Below are 18,173 nucleotides of genomic sequence, written 5' to 3'. Positions count from 1 at the left end.
AAACAACCCCACCTATTTTCCCATATCTTTGTCCCGTCAAATGCAAGAGAAGGAGCATGGTCAAACTACATCTGTCCGGAAAAAGCTATATTGCCATACTTTTTGTGGTGATGGTTATTACCATTATAGCCACTTATATGCTTAACAGGCTTATCTCCGATGAGGTGGAAGATGTGAGTGCGGATATTGCCAGGCGTAGTTTCCGAAAAAAATATGACAATCTGCAAAACCAGTTTCGGCTTCTTCAGAAACCGCTTTTCGATGCCGGAAAGCTGGTAAGGGAACAATCGGATACCGTTACCGTTCTTCAACATCTCGGAATACTGAGCAATATACAATTGTCCGACAGCAGCGTGGTAAGCAACTGGTACGGCATGGCAAGGGGTAATGGAAAGGAAACGTTTTATTCGCAAAGTCGCGCGGAAGATATGGAGGGCCTTCGGGAGTATGTTCTTTCCCGTGCTCGTTTCCCGGGCCCGGAAGTTTTTACAGAAGTGATTACGAGTGAAAAAGGGCGTTCACTATGGCGTCATACTATTCATTTCCATACATCTTACGGTACGGTTTTTTATGGTTATGATCTGGATTTACAGGCCGTACAGCGACTGTTCTGGGACATCGACATATATTCCCAGAGTTATGCTTATGCCTTTAATTCCGGAGGAATATGCCTGTTGCACCCGGATACGGCGTATATAGGGAAAAACATTTTTGATTTTTCTCCTTTGAGATCCCGGGATACCATTTTCAGATCCTCCGATCACAACGAAAATATGGTAGAGTCGGAATTCCTGAAACTCGAAGTCATCAACTATGTACAGCCTCTGCATATTACGGGAGACAGATATTATGTTTCGGTTAATTTTCCCAAGAGTATCAATGAGCAGGATATCAACCGTATAAAAAAATACAGTTTTTACATTTATCTGCTTTCTACCGCATTACTGCTTTTTGTGTTCTATTATTTCACCAGGGCCATACGTATTGAATACAGAAGGCAGGAACAGTTGCGCCGGGAAAAGGCCAGACTTGCCCTGGAAAAAGAGGTTTTTCAGAAAGAAAGTGCCCTTTTGCAATTACAGCAGTTGAAAAACCAGATCAACCCGCATTTTCTGTTTAATTCCCTCAGCGCCCTTTATACCCTGATCGATCAGGATAAAGCCCTCTCTAAAAGGTTTACGATTAAGCTTTCCAGATTGTACCGCTATCTTATTCAGGCCCCTTCCGAAGATATCACGGAGGTAAAAATGGAATTGAAATTTATAGAAGAATACCTGTTTTTGCAGCAGACGAGGTTTGGCGATAAGATCAGCTTTGAAACCGAAGTAAAAGAACCGGGATCCCTCGAACGAAAAATTCCTTACCTTTCTTTACAGACCCTAGTGGAAAACGCTCTTAAACATAATGTAGCCACCAAAGAATATCCACTCGACCTGCGCATAGAAGTACTTTTGGATAAAGTTGTTGTGAAAAACACTTACCAGGTGAAGGAACAGGAACAGGCAGGGAGTCGTTTCGGGCTGAAATATCTGAAAGGTATTTATGATTTTTATAAGGCATCCGGTTTTAAGACCTATGTCCGGGACGGATTTTTTTATTGTGAATTGCCACTGTTATAAAAAATATCCGTTCACTCCGTTTTTTTACCCACTCACTCCATTTCATTTGGTATACACAGGCCTGTCATAGACATTTAAAAAAAATTAACCAAAAGTTAATCTGTCTATGATAAAAGTTTACCACGTATTTACGGCGATTCTGTTGTTTTTATGTTCTTTGAGTATGGTGGTGGCCCAGGAGAAAAAAGAAGAAGAAAAGGATTCTACCGAAACCTCTTCCCTGAAAAAATACAGTGAATTACTCAAAGAAGGAACGTTAAAAGAAGGCCTTTTTAATGTTATAAAAGTAAAAAATGACTATTATTTTGAGATCCCTGATTCCCTGTTCGGAAGGGAATTTCTCATTGTTAATAAGATTTCCCGCGTTCCACTGCAACTTAACGAAGCCGGATTAAACAAGGGCATGGAGTTCGAAAACAAGGTGATTACCTTTCAGAAAGACACCTTGCTGGGCAAAGTATGGGTACGTACTTCCATTCCCATGGTAACATCGCCTGAAGATGATGCTATTACCCGTTCCGTACACGATAATTTTTCTTCCTCCATCGTAGAGGCCTTTGATATAAGGTCAAAAAACGAAAAAACATCGTCTATTGTTGTAAAAGTCAATAAGGTATTCGACGGAAAGGAAAAGAGCTTTAATGATGTTTTCAGTAATACCGGCCTGGGAGGATCTGCCAAATCAGCTTTGTCGTATATAGAGACCATAAAGGTCTTTCCCGGTAATATCATGGTAAAGTCAGACCTAACGACTTCTGTATCCGAAGGAGGTGCAGATCTGCCCATTACCATAGGTGTGGCGTGTAATATTGTATTGCTGCCGGAAGAACCGATGCAACCTAGGTTTCTGGACAAACGTATTGGTTATTTTACCAAAAAGCGATGGTATTTCAATGATGAGCAACACGCCATGAAAGAGCGGGAACTCATTACCCGGTGGCGTCTGGAGCCCAAACCGGAGGATGAACAACGTTACCTGACAGGAGAACTCGTAGAGCCCCGAAAGCCTATCGTATTTTACCTAGACCCGGCCACTCCGAAAAAATGGCGAAACTACATTAAGCAAGGCGTTTTGGATTGGCAGAAAGCTTTTGAACAGGCAGGCTTTAAAAATGCTGTAATAGCAAAAGAACCGGGAGAAAAGGATACGGATTTTGATATTGATGATGTCCGGTATTCTGTGATCACCTACGCCGCGTCTCCGAAATCCAATGCCATGGGGCCGTCTGTAGTAGACCCGAGGAGTGGAGAAATACTGGAAGCGGATATCATCTGGTGGCATAATGTGATGACTTCACTCCATAGCTGGATGCGGGTACAAACAGGCGCTATTGACGATAAGGCCAGGAAAAATGTTTTTGGAGATAAACATATGGGCGAAGCGGTGCGTTTTGTGTCCTCCCACGAGGTAGGCCACACTTTCGGGCTTAAGCACAATATGGGAGCTTCTTACGCTTTTGAAGTGGATTCGCTGCGCTCCAGAACCTTTACCGACAGTATGGGAGGTACTGCCCCCTCCATTATGGATTATGCCCGGTACAATTATGTAGCGCAACCCGGAGACAATGTGTCGGCCATAACCCCCAGGATTGGCATTTATGATAAATATGCCATTCAGTGGGGATATACGTGGTTTCCGGACAAAGACAAGGAAGAAAGAAAACTGAAAAAACTGGTGAAAGCGCATAGCGATGATCCCCTCTATTTTTACGGGGAACAGCAGTCGTATAAGAATGTTATAGATCCCCGGTCACAGTCCGAGGATTTGGGGAATGATGCCGTAAAGGCCGGAGGTTACGGTATTAAAAATCTGAAAAGAGTACTCGATAGTGTAGTTTCCTGGACTTATGAAGAAGGAGATACCTATTACCGCACCGGTAAATTATATATGGCAGTTATCGGTCAGTGGCAGCTTTATAATAACCATGTGCTGAACAATGTTGGAGGCGTGTACCTAAACAATACCGTTCATGGTGACAATAAAGCATCTTATGTTCCCGTACCTTATGCAAAACAGGAGGCAGCTGTAAGATACCTGAACGAAAAAGTATTTACCATACCCGAATGGTTGTTTGCAGATGAAGTGCTGACCAAAACCTTCCCGCTGAAAGATTCCCCTTTAGGTCCTTATGAGTATTCGCCCTATACCATGGCCAGGGAACTGCAATACGATGTTTTTTATAACCTGTTTAAAGATGACAGGTTGCTGAGGTTACTGGAAGCAGAAATATATTCCGCTGAGGAGCAACAGACTTTTAGCATTAACGATCTGTTTGAAAGTATTCGTAAACACGTTTTCGGAAAGACCGGGAAAGGAAAACCCCTAACGGTTTTTGAACGGATGGCGCAGAAAAACTATGTAGATGTGCTTATTGTCGATCTCAACAAACTTTTTGAAAAAACATCAAAAAAAACACTGCAAATACCCGCATCTTTGCAGCTTCCAACCCTTTGTAACCAGGTTGTTAACAGCGAGACAGCGGCCAGGAATATAAATTATACGTCCATAAAGCGGGTCTCCGAGGTAACCTCCGTGAAAAAAGGAGAACTATACACCCTGCTTCAATTGCTCCGAAAGAAGAAGAATAAGGGCGACAGGACTACCCGGATGCATTACCTCGATCTTATTGGCCGTATAGAAGAAGCGATTAACAACTAACACCGTTTGAAACCTAATCCAATGAAGAAAAGTTTACATTTATTATTACTGCTATTACCCGTTTTGGGTTTTGCGCAACAAACCAGAACCATCGAAGGCCAGGTGTTATCCGGGGAAGACAATATGCCATTGCCCGGGGCATCGGTATACGTAGATTCCCAGACCATAGCAAATGAAACCAGGATAAGCGGTATTATTGAAAGTACCAGTATCGGGACCGTAACCGATTTTGACGGGAATTTTACCCTGGAGATCCCCGTGAGTATAGAGAAACTCACCGTGAGTTTTATGGGATATGAAGCCCGTACATTGTATATCACAGATAAAAAGTCTTATACCACACACCTTACTCCGGAAACCAGTTCACTCGGCGAAGTGGTGGTTACGGGGTATCAGAAAGTGGAGAAGCGAAAGCTTACGTCATCCGTTGCCATGGTAGACATGGAAGATGCCCGGCAGATCGGGGTATCGAGTGTCGACATGTTATTGCAGGGTCAGGCTGCCGGGGTAGTGGTAACCCCCCAGACCGGGGCACCGGGAGCACCTGCAAAAATACGGATACGCGGTACGGCCTCTTTATCCGGACCCCAGGACCCGCTGTGGGTGGTAGACGGTTTGCCGCTCGAAGGGAATGACGTACCAGATTTTGGTGATAAGGATAATATAGACCAGTTACGCAATTATTCCATTGCAGGAATCAACCCGGACGATATTGAGGAGATTACTATCCTTAAAGATGCCGCAGCTACGGCAATATACGGGGCAAGAGCTGCCAACGGAGTTATCGTAGTTACCACCAAAAAAGGGAAAAAAGGAAAAATGAATGTCAGTTTTTCTGCAAATACCTTCTACACAATGCGACCCGATTTCAGTAAGCTGAATCTGATGAATGTCTCCCGGAAAGTTGATTTCGAACTCGCACTCGCCCAACGGACCGATCTTGATTTTCGTTCGGATAAAGGAGAGGTGATGCGGATACTTAACGGGGCGGGAGAACTTGGAAATTACCGGGATAACGGCTTTGGTGCACTCTCAAACACCACACAGGCAGCCCTGAACAGTCTCAGAAGAAACCAGACCGACTGGGGAGACCTGCTCTACCAAGCCGCAGCCAATAAACAATACAGCCTGAGTGTCTCGGGAGGGAGTGAAAGATCGGACTACTATTTCTCTCTCGGATATTACGATGAAGAAGGCACGACCATAGGTACCGGTTTCGAACGGTACAACATTACCCTGAAAAACAACTATCAGGTATCCGACAAGTTCAAGATTGGGGTTTCTCTGTTTGCATCACAGTCCAAAAAAGAATCTTATGTCACCGATACCGACGCATTTACCAATCCGGCTAACTATTCCCGCAATGCCAACCCGTATCTGAGCCCGTATAACGAAGACGGATCGTACCGTTACGACATGGATATCGAAGGTTTCGAAGGACGAAATGTTCCTTTTAATTTTCTGGAAGAACGGGAAAACACTTCTTACGAACTTAAAAACAATGCGCTGAAAGCCATCTTCGATGCCGCTTATGAAATAACAAGCGACCTGAAGTTGTCCACACAACTGGGGCTACAGCTCGATAAAAACAGCACAGAAAAATATGCGGCTGCCGATTCTTATTTTACGCGTAAAATGCGGGAAAGAACACGCCGTTACGATTCCTCACAAGGAGATTATTACTACTTTCTCCCCGAGGGCGGTATTATTCAGAACTGGGAGGACAGCTTCTTCCAGTACAACTGGAAATCCTTACTGGAATACAATACCCGTATCGGTGAAAAACACGAAATAGATGCCATGATAGGATCGGAACTTCGAAGATCGGAGTCTAAGATCGTAGCCACGAAAGGGTTTGGTTACGACCCCAAAACATTGACAACACGTCCTATCATGTTTCCCGATGAGAGCGATGCCAGCGAAAGCAGGTTCAGAGCGTATGATAGAAGTAAAATAGAAAATGCCTATGCGTCGTTCTACGCTACGGCTTCCTATACGTACGATCGGAAATATACGGTGTTCGGTAGTGTTCGTTATGACGGCTCTAATCTTTTCGGAGTAGACCCCAAATACAAATACCTGCCGTTGTGGTCTACATCTGCATCATGGCTGGTGAGTGAGGAAGAATTTCTTAAAGACAGTGAGGTACTATCCAATTGGAGGCTAAGGGCGTCTTACGGTTTGCAGGGAAATATAGATAAAGACACCTCTCCCTATGTGATCGGTGAATATAACAACGCATCCATACTGCCTGGAAATAACGAGCAAACCGTTGTCGTAACCTCTCCGCCCAATGATAAACTGCGTTGGGAAAAAACGCAAAACTATAATATAGGGACCGATATAGGACTTTTTAATAACCGGATCAGTCTGGCATTTGATATCTACAAAAGAAAGAGTTCCGATCTTATCGGGATGAAGTCCGTCCCGCTCGAAAACGGGTTTGAATTTACTAATCTCAACTGGGCACAGGTTACCAATAAAGGTTTTGAATTGTCCCTGACCACCAGGAATATTGCTTCAAAGAATTTTACCTGGACAACAAATTTCAACATATCTCATAACAAAAGTAATGTGGATAAGATCCAGATCCGTGAGAACAGTTTCCTGCCTTCTCGGGAAGGATTGCCGGTTAATGCCGTTTTTGCATTGAAAACCGCAGGGATGGATGAGAACGGGTACCCGATGTTCTGGAAAGGAGATCAGAAAGTAAGCGCTGTGGAATTCTTTGACCTCGTAGACCCGTGGGCGGACTTTTTTCCGGGATATTTAACCCAGTCCAACCTAAGCAATGAAGGTTTCAGGGACCTGTTTACCTATGTAGGCGATAGTGATCCGAAATACAGCGGGGGGATTATAAACAACTTCTCTTACAAGAATTTCGATTTTACCGTTGCGGCCAGTTTTAACCTGAAACAAACGGTAGTTAAGAGGCTTCCGTACAATTCGACCCAGGTTGACAGGGGGCGAAATTACAGTACCGATATCCTGAATGCCTGGTCTCCGGACAATACGGGTTCGAACCTGCCTGCCATAGTCGGCGAAACTTCCGGTACGGGCGATTCCTGGATGGCTTACAAATGGTTTGCAGATCTCAATCCGATAGCGACCATGTCTTATCTCGATACTTTTGTCGATGAAATGAGCTACCTGAGGATTTCCAGTATCCGTTTGGGATACAGCTTGCCCAAATCGGTAACCTCAAAACTGAAAATAGATAATATCAGGTTTAACGTGGAAGGCAGAAACCTTTTTGTTATCAGTTCCGATTACGAAGGATATTTCGATCCGGAAACCTATGGTAATATTTACGCACAGCCTATTCCGAAATCCATAGCACTCGGACTCAATGCTTCATTCTAAATCCCGACACATGAAAAAATATACATACCTTTTTATAGCCTTAGCTGCCGGTCTTCATTTTACGGCCTGCGATAGCTATCTGGATATTGAACCTCAAGGAAAAGTAATCCCTGAAACACTCGAAGAAAACAGGGGGCTGATAACGATGGCCTACAACGGTTTCCCAGCACATAAATCACGTCTTACGTTTCGTGCGGATGAGCTGGTATTGGACGAGTTCAGTATTGATGCCCCGTATTACACGGATGTTTATACCTGGGCAGACGTTAACCCTGATCCGCAGACCGCGGCATATCCCTGGAGCCAGTTTTACAACACTATTTTTTATACTAATTACATCGTAACCGAAGGCCGGAAAACAATCGTGGACTCGGCAGATAAAAACCAGTTGATAGGGGAGGCCTATGCACTTAGGGCTTACGCATACTTTGACCTCGTCAACCTTTATGGTAAGCCATATAACGAAGCCACAGCGGATACAGACAAAGCGGTGCCCCTGGCCCTCGAAATAGATCTGGAGCAGGTGTTTACCCCCGTTTCCGTAGCACGGGTCTACGAGCAGGTACTTGAGGATATTGCAAAAGCAAAAGAATTATTGGTCCTGGAAACACAGGAAACCGGGATGAATTACCGCTTTTCCGTAGGGGCCATACATGCCCTGGAAGCAAGGGTGTATCTCTACCGGAACCAATGGGAGAAAGCCTTGCAAGCTGTAGAGAAAGCCTTGTCTTATAACAATATCCTGGTAAACCTGAATGCGGACGAACAACTTCCGAACCGTTACGATTCACCGGAATCTGTCCTGGCCCTGGAAGATGTCTATGAATCTGACGTGAATAATGCCGCTTATGTTTCGGACATGCTTACCGACCGCTATGATGAAGATAACGACCTGCGTTTTGCCCTGTATTTTGTACAGGACGGATCCCGTTATAAGTCTAACAAGGGCGGAGCACAACAATTCAAATGTTCCATACGAACAGCAGAACTTTACCTGATACAGGCAGAATCTTTAATGAAACTGGAACGTACTGAAGAGTCGAAATCCGTATTGTTTTCATTGCTTCGTAACCGATACAGAACAGCGTATATACCAACTCTGGAAAGTTCAATTGAAGCCATGAATAATACCGATTATGCAACGGCATTAATGGAAGAACGTGCCAGGGAACTGGCTCTCGAAGGACACCGCTGGTTTGATCTCCGCAGGGCGAACCAAAAAGAAATTCAACACACCTTTAACGGTGAAGTATATACCTTACAGGCTAACGATCCCCGGTATACACTGCTATATCCGCAGGAGGCCAAACTGAATAACCCCGAATTGTAAACAGAATGTTTGAATTAGTTTTTCCGAAAGGCCCGGGCTGCATTGCATCTCCGGGCTTTTTTATGGAATAAGCTCTTTGTCCGGGACTGTTTAGAGCAGATAGATGAATTAAATCTTCCGGGAGATTAGTATAAACGTATGGTTTTAACCGGATTTTGGGGAATTTTATAAGCTTTTTGGTGCTTTCGTAGTAATTTTGGACTATAATTGCAAAGCTATGCATGTTGTAATTGTAGAAGATGAGGACCTGGCAGCCCAAGACCTGAAAAAGCGTCTGCTAAACCAGGATATACTGGAGGTACATTCCATAACCCGGATGAGCACAGTCAAAGAAGCCGTGGCCTACTTCCGGGGACATACGCCTGACCTTGTTTTTCTGGATATTCACCTGGGCGATGGTAACAGTATGGCAATACTGGATGTTGTCCGTATATCGGTTCCCGTCATATTTACTACAGCCTATGATGCCTATGCTTTGCAGGCTTTTAAGCATTTTACCGTAGATTATCTCCTGAAACCTTTTGATACAGAAGATCTTTATCGGGCGCTGAACAAATACAATTCCATAAAGGAAAAATACAGTGAAGCGCAAAAAGTGGAAGCTTTGAAAAACCACCTCAGAAAGGATAAAGAGGATTTCCTGAGACGTTTTCTGGTGAGTCACGGGTATCGTCTCGTGCCTGTGGAAGATAAAGACATCATTTTTTTCTATGCAACGGGTAAGCACCTTTTTATCTACGTGAATAACGGAAATAGTTACCTGTACAACAGTACGGTAAAAGAACTTATACATAAACTCGACCCGGAAATCTTCTTCCGGATAAACCGAAATTACATAATACATGTACAGGCCATAGCCAAAGTGATAAAACATCGCAGTCAACGGCTTGAACTTGTGCTTAAACGGGATGTACCAAAAGGTGAACCTGTATTTGTAAGCAAAAACGAGGTGAGACATTTCATGGAGTGGATGGGAAAATAAAGAGCGTTTATTTTAAGAATTTTTAGGGAAAGATTATGCTCGCTTATATTTAAATTAGTCGTTGCTTATCCCGCGGGATTTTATAGTTAATGAGTTTTTAAATACTCTTAGAAACTGTCTGAAATTTGTTTTTGGGCCTGATAATTATCGGAATTATAGTGTATTCCGGGCAGGTATAGCGGAAAAAGACATATAAAGGAACCGAAGGATAAAATTTAGACAGTTTTCTTATATTATGCAGGATCCCTGGTAAAAAAAGGGAAGACCGGTATGCCGATGATTCGTATGCCTTCGGGGTCAGGCCCAATGAATACCTGAAAGAACAGCTTAAAAGATTTGATGCGGGAGATATTGTCATTTTTGAAGCCTTCGGAAAAGAACATCTGGAATACCGGATGAAAAATCCCAGGTAGGAGGGGCTGTGGGGATGGAGTCACTGTTTTCGGAGGAAGAGCTCAAATCCGATTAAGGATATGATATTATAGAATTATGCACCGGAGAAGTAGGGTTGAAAAGATGCTGTAATACGGTTTGCCGGAATAAAAAGGTAGATATACCGTAGATTTGAATTCTAAACTAGGTTTTGTGTTGAATTCCATGACCTTTTTCGGGTAGTTTTAAAAATATGAGTTATGCAAAATATCAAAGGAGTTATTTTTGATCTGGACGGAACTATAGCAAATACATTACCCATGTGTATCGCCGCATTCCGGAAATCCATTGAACCCCTTACAGGCAAGACGGTTTCCGACGAAGAGATCGTTGCTACCTTCGGCCCCTCCGAAGAAGGCACTATTATGGCCCTGGCCCCGGATTATTACGATGAAGGCGTGTCAGCTTATTTGAGATACTACGAAGAGCTTCACCATATGTGTCCCCGGCCTTTTGACGGCATTGTCGAGCTGCTGGAAACTTTGAAGGATAATGAGGTAAGGTTGGCGATGGTCACCGGTAAAGGCAAAAACAGTGCGGATATCTCTATGGATAAGTTCGGCATTACCTCTTATTTTGAAAAAATAGAGACCGGGCATCCCGGCGGACCGAGAAAGGTGGAAGGTATCCGCGCTTGCATGGATTTCTTCGGTGACCTGGATAAAAGTGAAGTGATATACGTTGGCGACGCACCGAGCGACATAGAATCATGCCGGGCAGTGGGTGTGCCAATAGTTGCGGCAGCCTGGGCAGAGACCGCAGAGCCGGAAAAACTTAAACTCCTGAAACCCGAAGAACTTTTCTATAATGTAGGGGATTTTATCGACTGGCTGCAATCGAAAATATGACCAAAGAAGGAAAGGGACAAAAGTAATTCTTTGACTTTTTTATGGGTGATATGATAAGGAAAAAGTATTATTCTTGAAATTTATAAGTATAAAAATGATGTATAAACGATTAATGCATATATTTGCATAACCAATTATGTAATTAGTTATACATATGAATTTATTCGCTAAAACAGGAAAAATGGCACTGGGTAGCCGTTTGAGGTTATTAACGGCAAAAGTGACCGACGATGCCGCTAAAATCTATGAACTATATCAGATAGGGCTGGTGCCCAAATGGTTTCCGGTCTTCTTTGTGCTTTCCGAAGAAGGAGAAAAAACGATCACCGAAATAGCCGGGGCGATCGGACATTCGCAACCCTCGGTAAGCAAGATCGTCCGGGAAATGACTGCTGCCGGGCTGGTACGGGAAAACCTGGATACCGGGGACAAAAGGCGAAATGTAGTAGCGCTTACGCCGGAAGGACAGAAAATTACCGCTAAAATAAAAGAGCAGTATACCGATGTGGATGCCGCGGTAGAGGCAATGATAGCTGCTGCAAGACATAATCTCTGGGAAGCCATAGAAGAATGGGAATATTTGCTGGACCGGAAACCCCTTCTCCAAAGAGTGGAAGAACAGAGGAAGATCCGGGAAAGCAAAAAAGTGCGGATCGTGGAATATAAACCGGAATATCAATCTGCCTTCAGAGCGCTCAATGAAGCGTGGATCTCCACATATTTTGAAATGGAAGAAGCAGATTACAAGGCGCTGGATGGTCCGCAGGGGTATATACTGGACAAAGGCGGGAAAATCTTTGTCGCATTATACGATGACGAACCCGTAGGCGTATGTGCACTGATTAAAATGGATGATCCCTTCTATGATTATGAACTGGCAAAAATGGCAGTATCTTCAAAGGTCCGGGGGAAAAATATCGGTTTTCTGCTGGGACAGGCCGTTGTACAGGCGGCGGAACAACTCGGTGGAAAAAATATATACCTGGAAAGCAATACCATCCTTAAGCCAGCCATAGGGCTGTACCGAAAACTCGGATTCCGGAAGGTAGCCGGGCATTTCACCCCTTATAAACGTTGTAACATTCAGATGGCCATGGACCTGGAGATTCCCGAAAGCGTATAAAAAAATGTATCCGGAGCCCGGATTCAAATAAAGCACACTATTTTAAAGTACTTTGAAAACGAATTCTGAACAGTTTGTCAGTTTGATTAGTTTTGTTTGAAATTCGTAACTTTGTGCCATGAGTAACGCGGAATCCATAGAAGATTTTTACCAGTGCAAACTGCAATGGTTACCCGATAATCTGCGTAAGGAGATCGGGCATTTCAATGTATTCGGCCTGGAACCTTTTGTGGGTGAAGGAGCAAAACCGGTGCCTTACAGCAGAAGGGATTATTTTAAGATAAGCCTGATAAAGGGCAATAGTATAGTGCATTACGCCGATAAGACGATTGAAATTAAAAAGCAGGCTTTGTTATTCGCCAATCCACAAGTGCCGTATAACTGGGAAGGGATAGACAATATACACGGCGGTTTTTTTTGCATTTTTACCGAAGCCTTTTTTCACCGTTTCGGAAACCTGAAGGAATATGCTGTTTTTCAACCAGGAGGCACACCTGTTTTTGAACTTACCGACGAACAGACCGAACAGATAAGCCGGGTATTCGAACGAATGTTCGGGGAACTGAGATCGGACTATATTCATAAATATGACGTCCTTCGCAACCTGGTTTTTGAAATAGTGCATTCGGCCATGAGGTTACAGCCTGTTGCCGGTATGGATCAACGTGAAATAAACGCTTCCCGTAGAATTTCCCTGTTGTTCCTCGAATTACTGGAGAGACAGTTCCCTGTGGAAGATATCCGCCAGCGCCTGAGTGCACGATCGGCTTCCGATTTCGCCGGCCAGCTTTCCGTACACGTCAACCACCTGAACCGGGCTTTAAAAGCGACCATGCGCAAAACCACTACACAGATTATTTCGGAGCGGATTTTGCAGGAATCGAAGATTTTACTGAAACACAGTCCATGGAATGTTTCGGAGATAGCTTATGCCCTGGGCTTTACCGAGGTTACCCATTTCAACAACTTTTTCAAAAAACATACCCAACTCAGTCCTACGAAATTCCGTAATGTTTGAATTTAGTAAGTTATTGTTTGTTTGCTGTTAACCGGCGCTTATAGGACAATCTACCTTTGTTCCATAAATCAAAAAAACATAAGATTATGGATACGAACAATGTATGGTTGGTTACCGGGGCTTCCAAAGGACTGGGACTTTCCCTGGTAAAAAAACTTTTAGACGAAGGCTATCGCGTTGCTGCCACTTCACGTACCGTCGCTGCATTAGAAGATGAAATCGGCCGGGTATCAGAGGAATTTCTTCCCCTGGAAATGGATGTAACAAACAATACCGATGTTAAAGAGACCATTGCAAAATGTGTTGCACATTTCGGTAAACTGGACGTAGTAGTCAACAATGCCGGCTTCGGTCTTATTGGTTCTCTGGAAGAACTTTCGGATGCGGAAATGCGCAATAATTTTGATGTTAATGTTTTCGGATCCCTTAACGTTATCCGAAATGCGATGCCGTATTTGCGCAAACAGAGGTCCGGGCATATATTTAATATTGCTTCCGTAGGCGGTTATACCGGAGGATTCCCCGGATTCGGGATCTATTGCTCCACAAAGTTTGCCGTGGCCGGATTTACGGAGGCATTGGCAGAAGAAGTTAAAGAGTTCGGGGTTAACGCTACGATAGTATATCCCGGATATTTCCGTACGGATTTCCTTTCCGGAGGGTCCATTAAAACTGCGGCTTTACCGATTGCGGAGTATACAGGTGTGAGAACCGCAGAGCAGGCACATCTTCGGGACATAGACGGCAATCAGCCAAACGATCCGGAAAGAGCTGCCGGGATTTTTATAGAAGTCAGTAAACTTCCGAAACCACCGGTCCATTTATTCCTGGGGAAAGACGCGTATGCACTTGCCAAAGAAAAAATTTCCCTTATACAGGACACTATGAAAGCCTATGAAGAGCTGGGTACTTCAACGGAGATTGTGGAAGTGTAAAGCAATCGGAACGAAAATCATTTAGACAGTCTCTTACAGTAAAGGGCCGGGGGTTAAGACCAGGCCCTTTCGTATTGTACGGGCAAGGAAACGTCCGTGTCCAGTTCACGGGCGGCACGCGTGGGAAAATAAGGGTCCCGAAGCAATTCCCTGGCCATCATCACCAGGTCGGCATCCCCATTGGTGAGTATGGTTTCGGCTTGTGCGGCATCGGTGATCATACCCACTGTGGAAGTCAGCATTCCGGTTTCTTTTTTTATTTTCGATGCAAAGGGTAACTGGTAACCGGGCCCGACCGGGATTTTTTGATGCGGGACCAGACCTCCTGTAGATACATCGATAAGATCAACGCCTTTGTCTTTCAGAATATTTACGAGTTTAACAGATTCTTCCGGGCTCCATCCTCCTTCGGCCCAATCCGTCGCCGAGATCCTTACAAATATTGGGAGGGTATCTGGCCATACGGTTTTTATTTCCTCCACTATTTCGAGAAGCAGGCGTATGCGGTTCTCAAAGCTTCCGCCGTAAGCATCAGTCCTTTGGTTGCTCAGTGGAGAAAGAAATTGATGTAATAAATAGCCATGGGCAGCGTGGATTTCCAGGACCTCAAATCCGGCACGGTAAACCCTTTCCGCCGCTTTTACAAAATCTGTAACGATTTTCCGTATACTATCTTCATCAAGAGCCAGCGGCATCGGATAGGTGTCGGAATAGGCTATGGCAGAAGGGGCAAACGTTTGCCAGCCGCCTTTTTCGGGTGTTATTTCACCCCTGCCGTTCCAGGGTTCCGCTGTACTGGCTTTTCTGCCTGCATGGGATAACTGGATTCCCGGGACCACTTCCTGTGCTTTGATAAAAGAGGTGATCTGCCGGAGTTTTTCTATATGTTCGTCTTTCCATATGCCCAGATCATGGGGAGATATCCGCCCCTCCGGCGAAACAGCTGTCGCTTCTGCAATGATCAGGGAAGCCCCGCCTACCGCCCTGCTACCCAGATGTACCAGGTGCCAGTCGTTAGCAAAACCGTTTTCTGCCGAATACTGGCACATCGGAGAAACGATAATGCGGTTTTTTAAACGGATACTTTTGATGCTGACAGGTTTAAACAGGTTTGCCATAACGGAAAGGATTTGTTGAATAACTGATGATGAGATATCGGAGGGGTAACGGGATCGGGGTCAATCCCGTTACGTCCTGTAATATTTTTTAATTCAGTCCCCGTTCTTCGAGAATAGCATCTACCCCCGGATCTTTACCGCGGAAGGACTTATAGGCGTTTTTATATTCCAGCGTATTCCCCCTGGAAAGGATCATGTCGCGGTAACGTTGTCCGTTTTCACGGGTTAACCCGCCGTTTTCATCAAACCATTTTCCGGTATCCAGCGCCAGCATTTCCGTCCATAAATAAGCGTAATAACTCGCTGCATAACCCCCGCCGAATACATGGTTAAAATAAGTTGCGCGGTACCTTGGAGGGACATTTTGCATCCACAGGTTATCTTTTTCCAGGGAATTTTTCTCAAAGGCGTTCACATCCAGGTTGTCTTCCGTTTCTTTGAGTGTATGGAAATTAAAGTCCATATCGGCTGCTGCGAGTACTTCCCCGAACGCAAATCCCTGGTTAAACGTAGATGCCTTTTTGATCTTCTCGATCAGGTTTTCCGGAATCTGCTCTCCTGTCTTATAGTGTACGGCATAATTTTTCAGCACCTCGGGGAACAGGGCCCAGTGTTCATTGGCCTGCGAAGGATACTCCACAAAATCCCTGGCAACGGATGTTCCCGAAATCGAAGGATATTGCTGGTTGGCAAAAAAGCCGTGCAAAGCATGTCCGAATTCGTGAAATACGGTAGTAACTTCATCATAAGTTAAAAGAGCGGGTTCTCCGGCAGCAGGCTTGGTGAAGTTACATACATTATAAATTACCGGTTTTTTGTTCAGTAAATGCGATTGGCTTACAAAATTACTCATCCAGGCGCCACCTCTTTTGCTTTCACGGGCAAAGAAATCCCCGTAAAACAGTCCAAGAGGCGAACCGTCTTCTTCAAATAGTTCATAAACCAGGACATCCGGGTGATATACTGGAATGTCAGTCCTTTGTTTAAAAGTAATACCGTATAGCCTGGTAGCGGCAAAAAATACGCCGTTTTCCAAAACCGTTTTTAATTCGAAATAAGGTTTTATCTGGTTTTCATCCAGGTCGTATTTCGCTTTACGTACTTTTTCCGAATAAAAGTTCCAGTCCCAGGGCTGTAATGAAAACGACTTTCCTTCCGAATCGATCATTTTTTGGATTTCTCCCGCTTCCTCATTCGCTTTAATCACAGTGGGAGGGACCAGTTTTGCAAAGAAATCCTCAACCGTTTGTGTATTTTTTACCATGGTATCCTGCAGGTTCCACGATGCGTAATCGGAGAAGCCCAGAAGTTTGGCTTTCCGAATGCGTAGGGCTACGATTTTCCGGATAATTTCAAGAGTAGAATACGTGCCGCTATCGGTCCGGTTCCAGCTTTTATTAAAGAGTTCCTCACGGGTTTCCCGGTCGGTGAGCGCCTGGGTGAGTGGTTGCTGGGTAGTATTGAGAATGGGGATTTTCCATTCTTCTTTCCCTTCCACTTTCAGTGAACTGACTTCACCAGCCGATAGTCCGGCCAGTTTGGTAGAATCTTTAAGGATTAATGCTGCTTTATTGTTGGCTTCCTGGAGAGTCTGGCTGAATTTGTTTTCGAGGGAGGCCAGTTTTGTATTGATTTCCTTTAGTTTTGTTTTATCGGCATCGGACAGATTTGCCCCTGCTTTTATGAATTTCTGATATCTTACTTCTATTAATTTGATGTCTTCTTCTTTTAACTCCAGGCTATTACGCTGGTCGTATAAGGTTTTTATACGTTGAAAAAGCTTAGTGTTCAATAATATATTATCCCTGTGTTCGGCAAATTTCGGGGACATTTCGGCATCCAGTTTTTTCAGGACATCGTTGGTATGCGCACCGGTCAGCGAATGAAATACGTTGCTGACGCGATCGAGCAATTGGTGTGCTCTCTCCATGGCCACCAGGGTATTCTCAAAAGTCGGAGCCTCCTCATTATCGGCAATTTTCCGGATGGCTTCCGTTTCTACCTGTAAGGCATATTCCAGGGCCGGTTTAAAATCTTCATTTTTAATCTTTGAAAAATCAGGAGCGACATATGGCAGGCTGCTTTCCTGTACAAGCGGATTGTTCTTCATATTTTCAGCGGTAATTTTTTTTGATACTGTTGCCTCATTTTTCTCCTTACAGCTAAAGAGCGCAAGTAAAAGAACAGACAAAAGCGTAATATGCTTGGTTTTCATCGCGTGATGTTTATGTGAACCCAAATTTAGAAAAGTTTCCACAATAAATGTTTGCATGGGATATTAAGAATGATGATAAACCGGAGCTGTTTTTGAAAATGGAATTTTTCGAAGTGGTAGCGCATAAAAAAAGGTGGAGTGAAACTCCACCTTTTTGCCCCAAATCTTACCATGAACTTAACCTACTTATGCTATGGTGAATCAAATGTAAAGCAAACATTTTCCCGGAAACAATTATTTCGACAAAAAGCGAATTAAAACGTTTAAATGCTGTTGAAGGGTAGTGTTGTTGGACATGCTGTAGTATATACCTTTTCGGAACGATAGGGCATTTCTTAACCCGAAACCCTTTTCCAGTAAGGTACCGGGGATTTCCACGAACAAAAATACGCATAAAATAATAGCGCAGGGTTGAGCCGTAAACATTCCAGGGCAAACGCATCATATAAGGGGAGACAGATGAGGGGGATGAAAGACGGGGAGACAAAGTGACAAGGAGACAAGGAGACGAGGAGACGAGGGGCGTTGGTG

At 44.2% G+C, this 18,173-nt stretch carries 11 protein-coding genes; 9 read left to right on the top strand and 2 right to left on the bottom strand.

Annotated elements, in window-relative coordinates; genetic code table 11:
* Positions 1–56: 56 nt before the first annotated feature.
* The 9 genes from ACVBDU_RS10195 to ACVBDU_RS10155 all read left to right on the top strand — a co-directional run bounded on the left by ACVBDU_RS10195 (position 57) and on the right by ACVBDU_RS10155 (position 14,309).
* Positions 57–1,619, top strand: a complete 1,563-nt coding sequence (locus ACVBDU_RS10195) for a sensor histidine kinase (RefSeq protein ID WP_447179641.1) — start codon at positions 57–59, stop codon at positions 1,617–1,619.
* Positions 1,620–1,782: 163 nt separating this feature from the next.
* The gene (locus tag ACVBDU_RS10190) at positions 1,783–4,278 is read left to right on the top strand and encodes a zinc-dependent metalloprotease (protein ID WP_447179786.1); all 2,496 of its coding nucleotides are present in this window, start codon (positions 1,783–1,785) and stop codon (positions 4,276–4,278) included.
* A 21-nt stretch (positions 4,279–4,299) separates the two neighbouring features.
* Entirely contained in the window at positions 4,300–7,641 is a 3,342-nt protein-coding gene (locus ACVBDU_RS10185) for a SusC/RagA family TonB-linked outer membrane protein (protein WP_447179640.1), read from the top strand.
* Positions 7,642–7,651: 10 nt separating this feature from the next.
* A complete protein-coding gene (locus tag ACVBDU_RS10180) occupies positions 7,652–8,971 on the top strand; it encodes a RagB/SusD family nutrient uptake outer membrane protein (protein WP_447179639.1) in 1,320 nt (439 codons plus the stop codon).
* Positions 8,972–9,188: 217 nt separating this feature from the next.
* On the top strand, positions 9,189–9,953 hold the full coding sequence (locus ACVBDU_RS10175; RefSeq protein ID WP_447179638.1) for a LytR/AlgR family response regulator transcription factor: 765 nt from the start codon (positions 9,189–9,191) through the stop codon (positions 9,951–9,953).
* Between the two features lie 632 nt (positions 9,954–10,585).
* The gene (locus ACVBDU_RS10170; protein ID WP_447179637.1) at positions 10,586–11,233 is read left to right on the top strand and encodes an HAD family hydrolase; all 648 of its coding nucleotides are present in this window, start codon (positions 10,586–10,588) and stop codon (positions 11,231–11,233) included.
* 154 nt (positions 11,234–11,387) lie between these two features.
* Positions 11,388–12,356: a bifunctional helix-turn-helix transcriptional regulator/GNAT family N-acetyltransferase gene (locus ACVBDU_RS10165; protein ID WP_447179636.1), complete on the top strand. Its 969-nt coding sequence runs from the start codon at positions 11,388–11,390 to the stop codon at positions 12,354–12,356.
* A 118-nt stretch (positions 12,357–12,474) separates the two neighbouring features.
* Positions 12,475–13,374 (top strand): helix-turn-helix domain-containing protein, encoded by a 900-nt coding sequence (locus ACVBDU_RS10160; RefSeq protein ID WP_447179635.1) that lies wholly within the window; start codon positions 12,475–12,477, stop codon positions 13,372–13,374.
* 86 nt (positions 13,375–13,460) lie between these two features.
* Positions 13,461–14,309, top strand: a complete 849-nt coding sequence (locus ACVBDU_RS10155) for an SDR family NAD(P)-dependent oxidoreductase (protein ID WP_447179634.1) — start codon at positions 13,461–13,463, stop codon at positions 14,307–14,309.
* Positions 14,310–14,362: 53 nt separating this feature from the next.
* On the opposite strand, the gene namA is transcribed toward ACVBDU_RS10155, so the two are convergent.
* Together namA and ACVBDU_RS10145 are read right to left on the bottom strand one after the other, a co-directional pair.
* On the bottom strand, positions 14,363–15,427 hold the full coding sequence (gene namA / locus ACVBDU_RS10150; protein ID WP_447179633.1) for an NADPH dehydrogenase NamA: 1,065 nt from the start codon (positions 15,425–15,427) through the stop codon (positions 14,363–14,365).
* Between the two features lie 88 nt (positions 15,428–15,515).
* Positions 15,516–17,642 (bottom strand): M3 family metallopeptidase, encoded by a 2,127-nt coding sequence (locus ACVBDU_RS10145; RefSeq protein ID WP_447179632.1) that lies wholly within the window; start codon positions 17,640–17,642, stop codon positions 15,516–15,518.
* Positions 17,643–18,173 lie beyond the last annotated feature (531 nt).

The organism is Sinomicrobium endophyticum (genome assembly GCF_052983315.1).
Note: the sequence above shows the minus strand (reverse complement) of the source record. Positions and strands in the feature narration are given on the sequence as shown.

Bases quoted from the DNA above. Each gene is read 5' to 3' on its own strand.
- ACVBDU_RS10180 (WP_447179639.1), top strand. From the start codon at position 7,652: ATGAAAAAATATACATACCTTTTTATAGCCTTAGCTGCCGGTCTTCAT.
- namA (WP_447179633.1), bottom strand. From the start codon at position 15,427: ATGGCAAACCTGTTTAAACCTGTCAGCATCAAAAGTATCCGTTTAAAA.
- ACVBDU_RS10155 (WP_447179634.1), top strand. From the start codon at position 13,461: ATGGATACGAACAATGTATGGTTGGTTACCGGGGCTTCCAAAGGACTG.
- ACVBDU_RS10145 (WP_447179632.1), bottom strand. From the start codon at position 17,642: ATGAAAACCAAGCATATTACGCTTTTGTCTGTTCTTTTACTTGCGCTC.
- ACVBDU_RS10195 (WP_447179641.1), top strand. From the start codon at position 57: ATGGTCAAACTACATCTGTCCGGAAAAAGCTATATTGCCATACTTTTT.
- ACVBDU_RS10170 (WP_447179637.1), top strand. From the start codon at position 10,586: ATGCAAAATATCAAAGGAGTTATTTTTGATCTGGACGGAACTATAGCA.
- ACVBDU_RS10160 (WP_447179635.1), top strand. From the start codon at position 12,475: ATGAGTAACGCGGAATCCATAGAAGATTTTTACCAGTGCAAACTGCAA.
- ACVBDU_RS10185 (WP_447179640.1), top strand. From the start codon at position 4,300: ATGAAGAAAAGTTTACATTTATTATTACTGCTATTACCCGTTTTGGGT.
- ACVBDU_RS10175 (WP_447179638.1), top strand. From the start codon at position 9,189: ATGCATGTTGTAATTGTAGAAGATGAGGACCTGGCAGCCCAAGACCTG.
- ACVBDU_RS10190 (WP_447179786.1), top strand. From the start codon at position 1,783: ATGGTGGTGGCCCAGGAGAAAAAAGAAGAAGAAAAGGATTCTACCGAA.
- ACVBDU_RS10165 (WP_447179636.1), top strand. From the start codon at position 11,388: ATGAATTTATTCGCTAAAACAGGAAAAATGGCACTGGGTAGCCGTTTG.